The following is a 15,181-nucleotide window of genomic DNA, read 5'->3' on the forward strand; positions in this document are numbered from 1 at the left end:
CGATCTGCGCAAGTCGGGGACAGTGCGATCGTGGCGTTCTGAGCGACCAACGCCACCGACGTTGCGCTGATCGTGCGACGCGCTGACCGGCTACTTCATGGGGTCGTGGCCCCAGTTCATGAGCGACCAGCGCCACTTGGTGTCGCGGACGTTGCCGGAGGGGCGCTGCGCCATGTGCCGGCGTACGTAGCCGACGACCTTGCGCATGTGCTTGTAGTCGCCCTCGGACAGATCGCCGCGTTTGCGACGGAGCAAGTTGATGATCTTCCGGCCGGACTCGTGCCCGACGGACTCGCCACCACCCGCACGACCGCCCTTGTGCCAGCCGACCTGCTTCGACTCGTCGGTCTCCAGCCACGTGGACAGCTCGCCGGGCTTCATGTTCACCGCCTGGGTGAACTCCCGGTAGGTGTCCCGGCCCTCGTCACTCTTACTCATGGCGCAGCGCCCCGGGGCGGTGGGCCACGTCGCGGCCCGTGCCGTCACTGCGGACCCGGTACTGCGGGTCGTCGGGGGCCGCGTTCACCGCCCGCCCGCTGACCCTGGTCCGCTCGGTGATCGTCTCCTGCACCACGCCGTACGCGCGGCTGCCGTGGGCCGACCAGGAGACATGGTCGCCCTTGTGAAATCTCGGTTCGGCCATGGTCCTCGGCTACCCGACCCGGCTGGGGTGAAACGGCTACGGCGTGATCTCGGCGACCGGCAGCTTGATGTCGAACGGCTCAGCCAACTCGATCACGTCGGCACCGTCGGCGACCAGCTCGTACTGCCGCTCACCGCCCGGCCCCACCCGATCGCCGATCCGGTACGCGTACACGTGCACCGGGTCCTGCTCGATTCGCCAGTAGAACGGGATGCCCGCGGCGGCGTACTCACCCGGTTTCGCGAACCGGTCGATCCGTCGCGTTCCCGGCGAGACGATTTCCACGGCGAGCAGGACGTCTGACGGCCGCAGGATGGATTGGACGGACTTCACGCCGGCACGGTGCAACAGCACGTCGGGCTGCCGGCTCGTGTTGTGGCTGAGCCTGACACCGATGGCCTGGGCGGCGCCCAGGTGTCGCGGCGCGCGGTTGTGCAACCAGAGCCAAAGCAGGCTGGAAATGTTCTGATGGCCCAGGGTTGGGGAGGGTGTCACCTGGATAACTCCGTCGACGAGTTCGACGCGGGGGGCGTCGTCCGGCAAGGTGAGCAGGTCCTCCAGCGTGTAGTCGGCACGCTGCTGCCGCATCGGATCCGGACACCAGGGGCCAGGTGATGTCGGGACGGGCTCGGCGCTCATGGGCACGAGCCTACCGGCGGTCGATGGCTCGCACGGCGGACAACGGGTGCGGCGCTCAGTCGGCGGGCTTCTCGGTGACGAAGATGGCGGTGCCGGGGAAGAGTCGTCCGCGCAGCGGGCTCCACTGCCCCCAGATCCCCTCGTGTCCCTCCGGCCACTCCGGCTCCACCAGGTCCAACAGCCGGAACCCGGCACCGACCAGCTCACGGATCCGGTCACCGAGTGTGCGGTGCTGCTCGACGTAGGTGGCCACGCCGGTCTCGTCCTGCTCGACGTACGGGGAGCGGTCGAAGTACGAGTGCACGGCCGTCAGGCCGCCCTCGCCGGGGTCGTCGAGGAAGATCCACCGCATCGGGTGGGTCACCGAGAACACCCACCGGCCACCCGGGCGCAGCACCCGGTACACCTCGGCGAGCAGCGCCGCCGAGTCGTCCACGAACGGGATCGCGCCGAACGCGGTACAGGCGACGTCGAACGACCGGTCGGCGAACGGCAGGGCGAGCGCGTCGGCCTGCACCAGCGGTACGCGTACCCCGGTGCGGTCGGCGGCCTCGGCGGCGTGCCGCAACATGCCGGCGGACAGGTCGAAGGCGACCGGCCGGGCGCCCTGGGTGGCGAGCCAGCGGGCGGCGGCCGCGGCGCCGGCGCCCACCTCCAGCACCCGCCGCCCCGACACGTCGCCGAGCAGCCGGGCGTCGGCCTCGCGCAGGCCCTCGGGGCACCACACGAAGTCCACGTCGCCGAGGAACGCACCGTGTTCGGCCTGGTAGTCGTCGGCGTCGGTGTCCCACCAGCCGCGGTTGGCGCGCCGGGCCTCGGCGTCACCCACCCGGCGCCGGGTAACCCGGCTGTCGTCATCCACGCGCTCACGCTAGGCCCCACCCAGCCCATTGGGCACGGCGGCGCGTCCAGGATCTGCGCGACTCCTCGCGCGCTGGGCTTGATCGACCCGGCTTCGGTGACGTCGCGGTGTCCGAGCCGCTTCAACCGTGCCGGCGGGCCGCAGCGATACCCGGGGAGCCGGGGCGACCAAGCGCGGCCCGTGGTGCGCGCCGACGGGGCGGGAGGGGCTGCTGTGACGCAGGAGACAGCAGCGGTGTTTTCCGGGCGATTGTTCGGCTTTCGCAGGTCATCGCACGAAGAGAACCCGGGAGGGCTTGCACGCTGTGGTAATGCGCACGGTAGGCTAGACGATGCGCTCGCGGATCGCGTTGCCTCGGCAGGGAGCAGGTGCGCGGTCGACGGAGCCACATCATGATCTCACTAGGCGATCGTTCGGTGTGCCCGGCGACGGATCCGCTGGCGCGAACAGGTCACTGCGACACACCAGCCTGCTGTGACAACCCACCGACCGGAGCAACCGCCCACATGACGAGCAGCATCGAGGCCCCCTCGAGCGCCACCCGGGTCACCCACGACGATCTCGGTTCCGAGGAGGCATTCCTCGCCGCGATCGACGAGACCATCAAGTACTTCAACGACGGCGACATTGTCGAAGGCACCGTCGTCAAGGTCGATCGGGACGAGGTCCTGCTCGACATCGGCTACAAGACCGAGGGTGTCATCCCCTCTCGGGAGTTGTCGATCAAGCACGACGTGGACCCCGCCGAGGTTGTGACGGTTGGCGACCACATCGAGGCCCTGGTCCTCCAGAAGGAGGACAAGGAGGGTCGTCTGATCCTCTCCAAGAAGCGGGCACAGTACGAGCGGGCCTGGGGCACGATCGAGAAGATCAAGGACGAGGACGGCGTCGTCCGCGGTTCGGTCATCGAGGTGGTCAAGGGCGGCCTCATCCTCGACATCGGGCTGCGCGGCTTCCTGCCCGCGTCCCTGGTCGAGATGCGTCGTGTGCGCGACCTGCAGCCGTACGTCGGGCGGGAGCTCGAAGCCAAGATCATCGAGCTGGACAAGAACCGCAACAACGTGGTCCTGTCCCGCCGGGCCTGGCTGGAGCAGACGCAGTCCGAGGTGCGCACCGAGTTCCTCAACAAGCTGCAGAAGGGCCAGGTCCGCAAGGGCGTCGTGTCCTCGATCGTCAACTTCGGCGCCTTCGTGGACCTGGGCGGCGTCGACGGTCTGGTGCACGTCTCCGAGCTGTCCTGGAAGCACATCGACCACCCGTCCGAGGTCGTCGAGGTCGGCCAGGAGGTCGAGGTCGAGGTCCTGGACGTCGACCTGGACCGCGAGCGGGTCTCGCTGTCGCTGAAGGCGACCCAGGAAGACCCGTGGCGGCAGTTCGCCCGCACCCACGCGATCCAGCAGATCGTGCCGGGTAAGGTCACCAAGCTGGTTCCGTTCGGTGCGTTCGTCCGCGTGGACGACGGCATCGAGGGTCTGGTCCACATCTCCGAGCTGGCCGAGCGCCACGTGGAGATCCCGGAGCAGGTCGTCCAGGTTGGCTCCGAGGTCATGGTCAAGGTCATCGACATCGACCTGGAGCGTCGCCGGATCTCGCTGTCGCTCAAGCAGGCCAACGAGGGCTTCGTCGAGGGCGAGGAGCACTTCGACCCGACCCTCTACGGCATGGCCGCGACGTACGACACCGAGGGCAACTACATCTACCCCGAGGGCTTCGACCCGGAGACGGGCGAGTGGCTCGAGGGGTACGACAAGCAGCGCGAGACCTGGGAGAACCAGTACGCCGAGGCTCGTCTGCGCTGGGAGGCCCACACCAAGCAGGTGCAGACCTCTCGGGCCGCCGACGCCGAGGCTGCCGCCAACCCGACTCCGGCCGTTCCGGCCGCTGCCGGCGGCGGTGGCGGTGGCACCACCTCCTCGTCCAGCCCGGCCCCGAGCCGGCAGGCCGAGGAGCCGGCCGGCACGCTGGCCACCGACGAGGCGCTCGCCGCACTGCGGGAGAAGCTCGCCGGCGGTAAGTGACCCGCTGAACGACGACGGGCCCCGTCCCCGCGATCTCCGGATCGCTGGGGGCGGGGCCCTCGCCGTATCCGCGGTACGCCCCGCCGCCCGCCCGACCGCCCCGCCGACCGCCCGGCCGCCCCGCCGACCGCCCGGCCGCCCCGCCGACCGCCCGGCCGCCCCGCCGACCGCCCGCCCGCTCGCTGGCCCGCCCGCTCGCTGGCCCGCCCGCTCGCTGGCCCGCCCGCTCGCTGGCCCGCCCGCTCGCTGGCCCGCCAGCTCGCCAAGATCGTGCTCGATCCATGATGTAGGGGCCTCCCGACCGCCGTAGACCACTACATCCTGGTTCGAGCACGATCTTGGCGGTCGTGGGCGTCCCGAACCCCGCTCCCGGTGTCTCCGAGGGCGGGGTTCGTCGTCCTGATCCGCGCAACAACATCAGGGCTGTTGCTGTCTCGCGCGCGTCGGAGGCAGCAACATCCCTGATGTTGCGGTGATCTTGGCGCGGGCGCGGGCGCGGGCGCGGGCGCGGGCGCGGGCGCGGGCGCGGGCGCGGGCGTGGGGCGCGGGGGAAGGGTGCGGGCGCGGGCAGGGGTGAGGGTGTGGGGTGCGGGCGTGGGGTGGGAAATGCGGGACGCGGGTGCGGTGCGTAGGTGGCCCGTGTGGGTGCGGCGGGGGCCGGTCGAAGCGGGCGCGGGCGGAGTCCCGGGGTGGGGTGGTGGCCAGGTCGCCGGGCTGTGGGTGGGTTGGCGGCGGGCTTGTCGATCCGGTTGACTGTGCGGGTGCTGAGGGTGGGGTTGACCGGCGGGATCGGGTCAGGAAAGAGCTCGGTGGCCGCGCGGCTCGTCGAGCGGGGCGCGGTGCTGATTGACGCCGACCGGGTGGCCCGGGAGGTGGTGGCGCCGGGTACGGACGGGCTGGCCGAGATCGTCGCCGCCTTCTCCGACGCGGTGGTGGACGCCGACGGCGCACTGGACCGTGCCGCACTGGGAGCGGTGGTGTTCGCTGACGAGACCGCCCGTCGTCGGCTGGAGGCGATCACCCACCCCCGGGTCCGGGCCCGCACCGCGGAACTGGCCGCCGCGGCGGCACCCGACGCGATAGTCGTCAACGACGTACCGCTGCTGGTCGAGGTGGGTCTCGCGCCGACGTACCACCTGGTGGTCGTGGTGCAGACGGCCGTGGCGACCCGACTGCAGCGGCTGGCGCGTGACCGGGGGATGGGTCGCGCGGAGGCCGAGCGGAGGATCGCCGCCCAGGCCGACGACGCCCGCCGCCGGGCGGCGGCGGACGTGGTGCTGACCAACGACGGGAGCCTGACGGCGCTGCACGACGCCGTCGACCTGCTCTGGGAGCAGCGGTTGGTGCCCTACGAGGACAATCTGCGCCAGCGGCGGGTGGTCGCGCCCGACGAGGCCGAGTTGGCCTGGGCCGACGCGAGCTGGCCGGAGCAGTACGCGCGGCTGGCCGCCCGGATCCAGCACGCGCTCGGCTCGAGTGCCCTCCGGATCGATCACATCGGTTCGACGGCGGTTCCCGGCCTGGCCACGCAGAACGTCATCGACGTGCAGGTGGCGGTCGCCAGCCTCGCCGACGCCGACGGGCCGTTGGCCGATCGGCTGGCGAGCGCCGGGTTCCCACGGGTGCCGGGGCAGTGGTGGGACGATCCGCGTCCGGCCGGCAGGGGCCGCTGGGAGAAGCGGTTGCACGGTAGTGCGGACCCGGCCCGCCCCGTTCGTCTGCACGTGCGGGTGGCGGATTCGCCGGGTTGGCGGTACGCGCTGTTGATGCGCGACCACCTGCGTGCCGACCCGGATCAGCGAGCCACGTATCTGCTGCTCAAGCGGGATCTCATCGACGCGGCCCCGGTGGCCGGCGATTCCGGGACGGGCCGCAACCCGTGGTTCGACGAGGAGTACCTGCGGGCCGAGCAGTGGGCCGCGCAAACCGGCTGGCGTCCCTGAGGAATCGGTCAGCGGGCACCGGGCCGAGGGGCCGAAGGTCGAGGGGCCGGGGGCCGAGGGTTGGCAGCCAGTCGGGGCACGACGGCGGGCTGGAGATCCAGGTGTGCCCACGCGCCGGAGTCGGTCTGCAACTCGAGCCGGCGGAGCGACCCGTCCCGGTCGAGCCAGTAACGCAGCCGCGCGTCGGCCGGGCCCGACTCGATGACGTCCACTGTTCGTCCGGCAATGACGTCCTCGCGTACCCGCACGGCCACGCCCCGCTGCCCGACCGACCCGGCGGCTATCGCGGCGTCGACCAGCACACTCAGGTCGTCTCGGGCGGACCGGGAGACGCGCCACCCCCCGGTCGGGGGCGGAAGCGGCGGCCGGGCCGGGGCCTCCGCGGTGCCGCCGCCACCGTCGGCCGCGGGCAGGTCCGCCCGGGCCAGGCCGGCGGCGTCGCGGCGCAGCAGGGTCCGGCGATCCGGTACGCCCAGGTCGGCGACCGCGAGGTACGCGCTGCGCGCGGTCCAGCTCAACCAGCCAGCGCCCCGCAGATTCGTCTCAGTGCCCATCGGTGCGGTCAGCGTCACGGTGGCACCGCCGTGGGCGCGGAGCCGGGTCGGCAGCCGGTCGAGCCGACGTTGCTCGGCGTCGGTCAGCGCGCGGGGCAGACCGGGGCGACCGCCGAGCGCGTCCACCGGTCGTAGTGTCGGCCGGTCCTCGCGGTTGAAGATCATGGTGACCGGCCCGGTGCCGGGCAGCACGGTTACCAGCTTGTGCAGGCGGGCGTCCTGATCGAGCCAGTACCGGGTCTGTCCGTCCGGGGCGGGCGTCGCGGCGCTGGGGGTGCCGATGGTCGTGCTGGCGGCTGGCGTGCCGCTGGGCAGTGGTGCCTGTATGACGTCCAGTGGGCCGGCCGGGACGGCCTCGCGGGCGATCCAGCGCGGCCCGTCGGACGGTGCCGTCCGGGTCGTGGTGTCGGGGCGGTCGGCGGCGAGATCGAGGAGCAGGTCGAGCACCGGTGTCAGGTGCGCCCCGGGTGCCGGTCGGTGCAGCTGCCACCGGTCCGTAGGGGGCATCAGTGGTGGTGCGGCGGGAGTGGGCACCGCCGCCGGATCGGGCCGGATCACCAGCACCGGACCGCTCTTCTGCAACAGCCCGCGTTCGGCACCCGCTCCCGGCCCGCCCACGTCGAGGTAGAGCAGTGACCGGGACCAGTCCACCCAGCCCACCAGTTCGAGGCGGGCGGCGCCGGTACCGGCCGTGACCCGTACGCCGGCGCGCAGGTCCCGCAGGTTGGTGACCCGCACGGCGGCCAGCCGCTCACCTTCCGCCAGGGTCAGCGGCCGGGCCGGCTCGGGCGGGTCGGGCGCCCAGCTCAACAGCCCGAGCACCAGCGCCGTCGCGGACGTCACCGCCGTCAGACCGAGCAACAGCAGCACCGTACGCCGACGACGGCCGGCCGAGGGCGGCCCGGCGGTGTCTGTGGTGTCCGGGGTGTCGCCGCTGCGGGTGGTCTCGCGGTTCTCCGCGAGGCTTCGCTCGGCGGCGGCCCGCCGCGTGTCGTTGGTCCTGTGGCCGGCGGTGGCTCGGGGCGCGCCGCCAGCGGACCGGTCGGCTGTGGGCCTGTTACCGGTGTCGGTGGTTCGGCTGGCCGTGGACGTGTTCCTGGCGTCGTCGGTTCGCCCGGCCGCCGGAGTGTTGCCGGCCGGGCCGGTGCGGTGCCGCCCGCTGCCGCCGACCGCGCCCTTGCCGCTGGCCGTGACCTTGCCGGTGCTTGGGCTCTTGCCGGTGCTCGGGCCGCTGCCGCTGCCGCTGCCGCTGCCACTGGCCGGGCCCTTGCCGGTGCTCGGGTCGTCGGGCGAGGGTGTGGCGGTGCGGGCGGTGTCGGGCGCCGGGGTCGGAGAGGTGTCCACGGAGATGAAACGGGCGGGGAGGCGCCGGGGTGACGAGCAGGGGCGCTCGCGGCGGCCGGTCTGCGCCTCGAGCGCGACCACACGGGTGCGCACGCCGGACGAGCCGGGTGCTGCGACCGCAGTGCCGGGGGCGACCGGCCGTGATGTTGGCCTGGCCACCGGCCCGGTCGGCCGCCGCGAGCGGCCTACATGAAGAGGGTAGTCCCGGTGACATGGGCCACACAATGGGAATATTGAAGCCGATCACGTACCTGGCGTGACGGCCGTTCCTGTCGGACCTCCGGCGTACCGTTGATGGCATGGCGCTCGACATTCCCCGGCTGGACAGCCGCTTCCAGGTCGTCAGTGACTTCCAGCCGGCCGGCGACCAACCAGCGGCCATCGATGATCTTGAGCGCCGGGTTCGGCGCGGCGACCGCAACACGGTGCTGCTCGGCGCGACCGGCACCGGCAAGAGCGCCACCACGGCGTGGCTGATCGAGCGGCTGCAACGCCCCACCCTGGTGCTCGCCCCGAACAAGACGCTCTGCGCACAGCTGGCCAAGGAGTTCAGCGAGCTGCTGCCGCACAACGCGGTCGAATACTTCGTCTCGTACTACGACTACTACCAGCCCGAGGCGTACATCCCGCAGACCGACACCTACATCGAGAAGGACTCCTCGATCAACGAGGAGGTGGAGCGGCTACGGCACTCGGCGACGATGTCGCTGCTCACCCGCCGCGACGTGATCGTGGTGGCGACCGTCTCGGCGATCTACGGCCTGGGCACCCCGGAGGAGTACCTCAACCGGGCGGTGAAGGTGCAGATCGGGCAGGAGCTCGACCGCGACCAGTTGCTGCGCCGGCTGGTCGACATCCAGTACACCCGCAACGACATGGCCTTCCAGCGGGGCACCTTCCGGGTTCGCGGCGACACGCTGGAGATCATCCCGGCGTACGAGGAGCTGGCGATCCGGATCGAGCTGTTCGGTGACGAGGTGGAGAAGCTCTACTACCTCAACCCGTTGACCGGTGACGTGGTCCGCGAGGTCGACCAGCTGGTGATCTTCCCGGCCACCCACTACGCGGCCGGCCCGGAGCGGATGGAACGGGCGATCCGTGACATTGAGGTCGAGCTGGCCGAGCGCCTCGCCGAGCTGGAGCGGCAGGGCAAGCTGCTGGAGGCGCAGCGGCTGCGGATGCGCACCACCTACGACATCGAGATGATGCGGCAGGTGGGCTTCTGCTCCGGCATCGAGAACTACTCGATGCACATGGACGGGCGGCTGCCCGGCAGCCCGCCGCACGCCCTGCTCGACTACTTCCCCGACGACTTCCTCACGGTGGTCGACGAGTCGCACGTGACCATTCCGCAGATCGGCGGCATGTACGAGGGCGACGCGTCCCGCAAGCGGATGCTCATCGACCACGGCTTCCGGCTGCCCAGCGCTGCCGACAACCGGCCGCTGCGCTTCGACGAGTTCCTGGAGCGGGTCGGCCAGATGGTCTACCTCTCCGCGACCCCCGGCACCTGGGAGATGGAGCAGGCTCAGGGCGAGTTCGTCGAGCAGGTGATCCGACCCACCGGTCTGGTCGACCCGGAGGTCGTGATCAAGCCGACCAAGGGCCAGATCGACGACCTGATGCACGAGATCAAGCTGCGGACCGACCGGGACGAGCGGGTGCTGGTCACCACGCTGACCAAGAAGATGGCCGAGGACCTGTCCGACTACCTCCTGGAGAACGGCATCCGGGTGCGTTACCTGCACTCGGAGGTCGACACGTTGCGCCGGGTGGAGCTGCTGCGTGAGCTTCGCAAGGGTGACTACGACGTGCTCGTCGGCATCAACCTGCTCCGCGAAGGTCTGGACCTGCCCGAGGTGTCGCTGGTGGCGATCCTCGACGCCGACAAGGAAGGCTTCCTGCGCAGCGGCCGGTCGCTGATCCAGACCATCGGGCGGGCCGCCCGTAACGTCTCCGGCCAGGTGCACATGTACGCCGACAAGATCACCCCGTCGATGGCGGCGGCGATCGACGAGACCGATCGGCGTCGGGCCAAGCAGATCGCGCACAACGAGGCGCACGGCATCAGCCCGGAGCCGCTGCGTAAGAAGATCCACGACATCCTGGACGACATCTACCGCGAGGCGGAGGACACCGAAAACTCCCGGGTCGGCGGCGCGGTGCGTCAGCTTTCCCGAGGCAAGGCGCCGGTCAAGGAGACCCGCAGCCGTAGCCGGTCCGCCGCGACCGTCACCTCACGGGAGGGGATGGCCCGCGCCGACCTCGCCCAGCTCATCCAGGAGCTCAACGACCAGATGCTGGCTGCCGCCCGCGAGCTCCAGTTCGAGTTGGCGGCCCGGATCCGCGACGAGGTCTCCGACCTGAAGAAGGAGCTGCGCGGCATGGACGCCGCCGGCGTGAAGTGACGGCCACCCGGTCGGCCCCGCCCAGCGCACCGCTCGGGCTCGGCCGACCGGGGCACGCGAAGGGCGGGCACTGTTGACGGCGGTGGCGCAGATCGGCGAGATGGTCTTCGGGCTGCCCGACGCCAGCCTGCGTCCGTTCGTCGACAGGTACGTGGGCTACCGGGAACGGGCGGACGTGCCACTGGTCCGCCGGGAGTCGGCGGGCGTCTTCGTGGTGCTGATACTGGGTTGGGGCGCTCCGCTGGACGTGACCGACCGCCGTAGCGCCGAGCGTGGTGTCACCGCTGTCGACTCGTTCGTGGCCGGCACTTTCGACAGTTGGTGCACCACGCGCACCGTGGGCGTGGGGGAGGGCGTCCAGTTGCTGCTCGCCCCCCTGGCCGCCCGCCGGCTTCTCGATCTGCCCCTGGGTGAGCTGACCAATCGGGCCGTCGGCGTCGGGCAGCTCCCGGGCCGTTGGCTGGATCGGCTGCGCGACCGGCTCGCCGAGGCCAGCGGCTGGTCGGAGCGGTTCGACCTCCTCGACCGGGTGCTCGCCGCCCGGCTGTCGGCGTCCCCGCCGGTGGACCCGCGGCTCGACTGGGCGTGGCGGTGGCTGGCCGCCAGCGGTGGGCGGGGGAGCGTCGGTGTGCTCGCCGACGAGTTGGGCTGGAGCCGCCGGCACCTCGCGTCCCGATTCCGGCAGGAGGTCGGGCTGCCGCCCAAGATGGCCGCCCGGCTGCTGCGTTTCCAGCAGGCTCAGGCCGCGTCGACCCAGGCCGGCGAGGCCGGGCGGGGAGTCGACTGGGCCGCCGTGGCGGCGGGCTGCGGTTACTACGACCAGTCCCACCTGATTCGGGACTTCCACGAGTTCGCGGGGGCCACGCCGGCCGCGCTGCTCTCCGGCCGCTGACGGCCGCCGGCCGACCCGAGCCGGTTCGGCGACCCGCCGAGGTCACATTCGTCCAATCCGGAGCCGCGCCACCGGCCGCAGAATCGGGTCATGCGAACCATCTATCCGATCTTCCGTTATCCCGATCCCCGCGCCGCGATCGACTGGCTCGGTGCCGCCTTCGGTTTCCGGGTGCACGCCGTGCACGAGGCACCGGACGGTGCGGTCGCGCACGCCGAGCTGGTCCTCGACACTGGCATGATCATGCTGAGTGGTCGGGCCGACGCCCCGCCCCGGCCGGCCGACGACGGCTGGTCGGTCTACGTGGCCGTGCCGGACGTCGACGCCCACTGCGCCCAGGCCCGCGCGGCCGGCGCCGAGATCATCCGCGAGCCGTTCGACACCGACTACGGCTCCCGTGACTACGCGGCCCGCGATCTGGCCGGTTACGTCTGGTCCTTCGGCACCTACCGACCCTGAGTCCGGCCACGCCGATCGGGGACGGACGGCCCGCCGGGACCAGCCTTCGCGACCCGCAACCGCGCTGACCTGCGGAAACGATCTGCTCCGGCGAGCCGGTCCGGCCAGCGGCGTCGAATACCCTGATTGCGGTGCGCGAGCGAGCTATTGCACTGGGTGATCGTCCTGCGTAGTCTCCCTCGGTGGGGAGGCCGGGATGCCGCTGCCAACAAGTCCTGTCATTCGACGTGCACGTCTCGGCGCAGAGCTGCGCCAACTCCGTCGGCGCGAGTCGCTGACCCTGGAGCAGGTCTGCGACCGGCTGGGCTGGGCCTCGACGTCGAAGCTGTCCCGCATCGAGCTGGGTCAGAGTCGCCCGGACCTCGCCGACGTGCTCGACCTGCTGGACGTCTACAAGGTGCCCACGCCCGCGCGGGAGGCGCTGATCGTCATCGCCCGGGACGCGGCGACCAGCCGAGGCTGGTGGAAGACGCTGGGCGAGATGAGCGAACGGCAGCGCACCTACGCCGAGTTGGAGGCGGGCGCCGCCGACATCGTCGAGTACCAGCCATCGGTGGTGCCGGGGCTGCTCCAGACGCCCGCGTACGCCCGGGTGTTGGTCAGCGCCGGCGTCCAGCTCACGCCGGACGTCGATGTGGAGGCCGAGGTGCGCGCGCGGGCACTGCGGCAGGAGGTGCTTCGGCGGGCCTACCCGCCGCGCTACACGGCGGTGCTCGCCGAGGCCGTCTGCGACCCGGGTGACCTGCCGGTGGCGGTCTGGCGTGAACAGTTGCGTCACCTGGTCGCCGTGACCGGCCTGTCCCACGTGACGGTGCGGTTGTTGCCACGCGGAGCGGCCGGTGGCGGGCTGCATCCGCTCACACCGTATTCCTGCTACGCCTTTCCCGACCCGGCGGACCCGCGCACTGTCATGCTCGAGGCGTTGACCACCGACGTCCGGTTGGCCACCGTGCTCGACGTCGACCGCTACGAGCGGATGACAGCGGCGCTGCTGGCCGCGGCGCTGTCACCGGAGGAGACGGTCACCGTGCTGGCCCGCCGTGTCGGCGAGTGAGGGTTGCTTGTGCCGACGGTGACGCGCCGCGCGGCCACCGGACCCGGCGCCCCCGAGCCCGTCGGGGCCGGCGGCCGGCGCGTGCGCCCGGCACGATAACCGCGGGGTACGACAGCTCGGCTCAGGCCGGTACGTCGAGGAAGTGTTCGACAATGGGCGGTCCCGCGAAGTGCGGCCCGATCAGCGCCCGCCACGCGTCGAACCGTTCGGTGGCCCGGAAGTTGTTCTCGTGCGCCTCGACCGAGTCCCATTCGACGAGCAGCACGAACCGGGTCGGTGACTCGATTCCTCGGGTCATCCGCACGGACCGGCAGCCGGTCGCTCCGGCGAGCACCGGGTGACCCTCGGCGTACGCGGCGGCGAATGCGTCCTCGTGTCCGGGTAGTACGTCGATCAACGCGACCTCAAGCACCATGTCGGACAGCCTCCCACGGCGGTCGGGCCGGTCGGTGTCGCGGGTCCGTGCCGGACCACTGCCTGGACTCCGCCTCGGCTCGACAGAGGGCGTTGACACGGACCCTAGGGTGGCCTCGTGATCATCGACTGGCTCACCGGCACCGCGTTTCGGGTGGCCGGGACGGGCACCACCTGGGCGGAGCTGCTGGGGTTCGGGACCGGTGTGCTCAACGTGTGGTTGGTGGCCCGGCAGAAGATCGCCAACTGGCCGATCGGCATCGCCAACGTGCTGCTGCTCATGGTGCTGTTCTGGACCGCCGGGCTGTACGCCGACGCGGGGCTCCAGGTCGTCTACGTCGCGCTCGGCTGCTACGGCTGGTGGCACTGGCTGTTCGGGGGCGAGCGGCGTACCCGGCTCACTGTCAGCCGGACGGGGCGGCGGGAGTGGCTGGGGCTGGCCGCCGCCGGGCTGCTGCTCACCGGGGCGCTCTGGGTCCTGCTGGACCGGGCCACCGACTCGACAGTGCCGCTGCCGGACGCGTTGACCACGGCGCTGTCCCTGCTGGCGACGTACGGGCAGACCCGAAAGCGGGTGGAGAGCTGGTGGCTCTGGATCGCCGCCGACCTGATCTACATCCCGCTGTACGCGTACAAGGGGCTGCACCTGACGGCCGTGCTCTACCTCGTCTTCCTCGCCCTGTGCATGCTCGGGTTGCGGGCCTGGCGCGCCGATCTGCGTGGGGCCGACCGGCCGAGCGCGGTTCCGCCGGGCCCGGCCCCGGTCACCGCGTGAACCCCGCGACATCCGGCCGGCCGCCGGCACCACGCGGGCCGGCACGTCGGTCCACCGCCGAGTTCGGGCACGGGATGGTGGTGGGCAAGTTCTATCCGCCGCACGCCGGGCACCACGCGCTGATCCGGGCCGCCGCCGCCCGCTGCGCCGAGGTGACCGTCGTCGTGGCGCCCTCGCGTCGGGAGTCCATTCCGCTTCCGCTGCGCCTCGACTGGCTGCGCGAGGTGCACGCGGACACGCCGTGGGTCCGCGTCGTCGGCCGGTACGACGACCACCCGGTGGACTACGCCGATCCGGCGGTCTGGGACGCGCACTGCGCGGTGTTCCGCGAGGCGGTCGGGTCGGTGTCGGTGGACGCGGTCTTCTCCTCCGAGGCGTACGGCGTCGAGCTGGCGCGCCGCTTCCACGCCGTACCCGTGTCGGTTGATCCGGACCGGCGGACCGTGCCGGTGTCCGGGACGGCCGTGCGCGCGGACCCGGCGGGTCACTGGCGGTGGCTGAGCCCGCCGGTGCGGGCGTGGTTCGCCCGGCGGGTGGTGCTGGTCGGGGCCGAGTCGACCGGGACCACGACGATGGCGGCGGCGCTCGCCGGGCACTACGGCACGTCCTGGGTGCCGGAGTACGGCCGGGAGTTGACCGCTCGCAAGCTGGCCCGGCTGCGGGAACGAGCGCCGGAGGCGACCGTCTTCGACGTCACCTGGGACCGGGACGACTTCCGCGCGGTGGTGCGCGAGCAGCAGGCGGCCGAGGACGCGGCGGCCCGGACGAGCGGGCCGCTGCTGGTTTGCGACACCGACGCGCGGGCGACGGCGGTGTGGGAGGAGCGCTACCTGGGCAGCGCTTCCGAGGAGGTACGGGTGGCGGCCCGCAGGCCGGCGCTGTATCTGCTGACGGATCACCGGGGGGTGCCGTTCACGGATGACGGGCTGCGCGACGGTGAGCACCTGCGGGCCTGGATGACCGAGCGTTTCCGGGCCGAGCTGGCCGGGTGTGGCGTGCCGGTGGTGGAGTTGACCGGGCCGCACGCCGACCGGTTGGCCGCGGCGGTGCGGGCCTGCGACGACCTGCTCGCTGCCGGCTGGTCGCTCGCCGACCCGATCGCCGCACCCGACGTGCACTAGCCTCCTAGGAAGCCCTAGCGGGTGTGCGGTGGGACGCATCGAGTGGTGTCTGGCG

Annotated in this window: 13 protein-coding genes and 1 pseudogene; 8 read left to right on the plus strand and 6 right to left on the minus strand. The window is 71.9% G+C overall.

Going from position 1 to position 15,181, the window contains the following annotated elements; all coding sequences use genetic code 11:
• Positions 1-93 precede the first annotated feature (93 nt).
• From ACLQ3F_RS12095 to ACLQ3F_RS12110, 4 genes and pseudogenes are all read right to left on the minus strand, one after another.
• A pseudogene (locus tag ACLQ3F_RS12095) lies at positions 94-438 on the minus strand (DUF3140 domain-containing protein); the annotation flags it as partial.
• Positions 431-643: a DUF2945 domain-containing protein gene (locus ACLQ3F_RS12100; RefSeq protein WP_357199453.1), complete on the minus strand. Its 213-nt coding sequence runs from the start codon at positions 641-643 to the stop codon at positions 431-433. The gene ACLQ3F_RS12100 and the pseudogene ACLQ3F_RS12095, both read right to left, overlap by 8 nt.
• A gap of 36 nt (positions 644-679) precedes the next feature.
• A complete protein-coding gene (locus tag ACLQ3F_RS12105; protein WP_425848639.1) occupies positions 680-1,231 on the minus strand; it encodes a Uma2 family endonuclease in 552 nt (183 codons plus the stop codon).
• A gap of 106 nt (positions 1,232-1,337) precedes the next feature.
• Positions 1,338-2,144, minus strand: a complete 807-nt coding sequence (locus tag ACLQ3F_RS12110; protein WP_425848641.1) for a class I SAM-dependent methyltransferase — start codon at positions 2,142-2,144, stop codon at positions 1,338-1,340.
• A gap of 506 nt (positions 2,145-2,650) precedes the next feature.
• Between ACLQ3F_RS12110 and rpsA the strand changes: the two genes are divergently transcribed.
• Both rpsA and coaE read left to right on the plus strand, forming a co-directional pair.
• Positions 2,651-4,162, plus strand: coding sequence for a 30S ribosomal protein S1 (gene rpsA / locus ACLQ3F_RS12115; RefSeq protein WP_091407939.1), 1,512 nt, complete (start codon positions 2,651-2,653; stop codon positions 4,160-4,162).
• 761 nt (positions 4,163-4,923) lie between these two features.
• Positions 4,924-6,105, plus strand: a complete 1,182-nt coding sequence (gene coaE, locus ACLQ3F_RS12120) for a dephospho-CoA kinase (RefSeq protein ID WP_425848643.1) — start codon at positions 4,924-4,926, stop codon at positions 6,103-6,105.
• Between the two features lie 8 nt (positions 6,106-6,113).
• Here the strand turns inward: coaE and ACLQ3F_RS12125 are convergent, their stop codons facing one another.
• A complete protein-coding gene (locus ACLQ3F_RS12125) occupies positions 6,114-8,096 on the minus strand; it encodes a hypothetical protein (protein ID WP_425848645.1) in 1,983 nt (660 codons plus the stop codon).
• 206 nt (positions 8,097-8,302) lie between these two features.
• On the opposite strand from ACLQ3F_RS12125, the gene uvrB reads away from it, so the two are divergent.
• The 4 genes from uvrB to ACLQ3F_RS12145 all read left to right on the plus strand — a co-directional run bounded on the left by uvrB (position 8,303) and on the right by ACLQ3F_RS12145 (position 12,816).
• Positions 8,303-10,411 carry an excinuclease ABC subunit UvrB gene (gene uvrB, locus ACLQ3F_RS12130; protein WP_355010256.1) on the plus strand — a complete coding sequence of 703 codons (2,109 nt, stop codon included), beginning with the start codon at positions 8,303-8,305 and terminating at the stop codon, positions 10,409-10,411.
• Positions 10,412-10,493: 82 nt separating this feature from the next.
• Positions 10,494-11,303: a helix-turn-helix domain-containing protein gene (locus ACLQ3F_RS12135; protein ID WP_425848648.1), complete on the plus strand. Its 810-nt coding sequence runs from the start codon at positions 10,494-10,496 to the stop codon at positions 11,301-11,303.
• 90 nt (positions 11,304-11,393) lie between these two features.
• The gene (locus tag ACLQ3F_RS12140) at positions 11,394-11,762 is read left to right on the plus strand and encodes a VOC family protein (protein WP_425848649.1); all 369 of its coding nucleotides are present in this window, start codon (positions 11,394-11,396) and stop codon (positions 11,760-11,762) included.
• Between the two features lie 196 nt (positions 11,763-11,958).
• Positions 11,959-12,816 carry a helix-turn-helix domain-containing protein gene (locus ACLQ3F_RS12145; protein WP_355010259.1) on the plus strand — a complete coding sequence of 286 codons (858 nt, stop codon included), beginning with the start codon at positions 11,959-11,961 and terminating at the stop codon, positions 12,814-12,816.
• A 121-nt stretch (positions 12,817-12,937) separates the two neighbouring features.
• Here ACLQ3F_RS12145 and ACLQ3F_RS12150 read toward each other — a convergent pair whose 3' ends face one another.
• Entirely contained in the window at positions 12,938-13,231 is a 294-nt protein-coding gene (locus tag ACLQ3F_RS12150; protein WP_357200510.1) for an antibiotic biosynthesis monooxygenase family protein, read from the minus strand.
• A 117-nt stretch (positions 13,232-13,348) separates the two neighbouring features.
• Between ACLQ3F_RS12150 and pnuC the strand changes: the two genes are divergently transcribed.
• Together pnuC and ACLQ3F_RS12160 are read left to right on the plus strand one after the other, a co-directional pair.
• On the plus strand, positions 13,349-14,005 hold the full coding sequence (gene pnuC, locus ACLQ3F_RS12155; RefSeq protein WP_425848652.1) for a nicotinamide riboside transporter PnuC: 657 nt from the start codon (positions 13,349-13,351) through the stop codon (positions 14,003-14,005).
• The gene (locus ACLQ3F_RS12160; RefSeq protein WP_425848655.1) at positions 14,002-15,126 is read left to right on the plus strand and encodes an AAA family ATPase; all 1,125 of its coding nucleotides are present in this window, start codon (positions 14,002-14,004) and stop codon (positions 15,124-15,126) included. The genes pnuC and ACLQ3F_RS12160 overlap by 4 nt, the downstream gene beginning before the upstream one ends.
• The last annotated feature ends 55 nt before the right edge of the window (positions 15,127-15,181 follow it).

It is taken from the genome of Micromonospora sp. DT15, assembly GCF_049841475.1.
In the GTDB taxonomy this organism is placed as follows: Bacteria; Actinomycetota; Actinomycetes; order Mycobacteriales; family Micromonosporaceae; genus Micromonospora.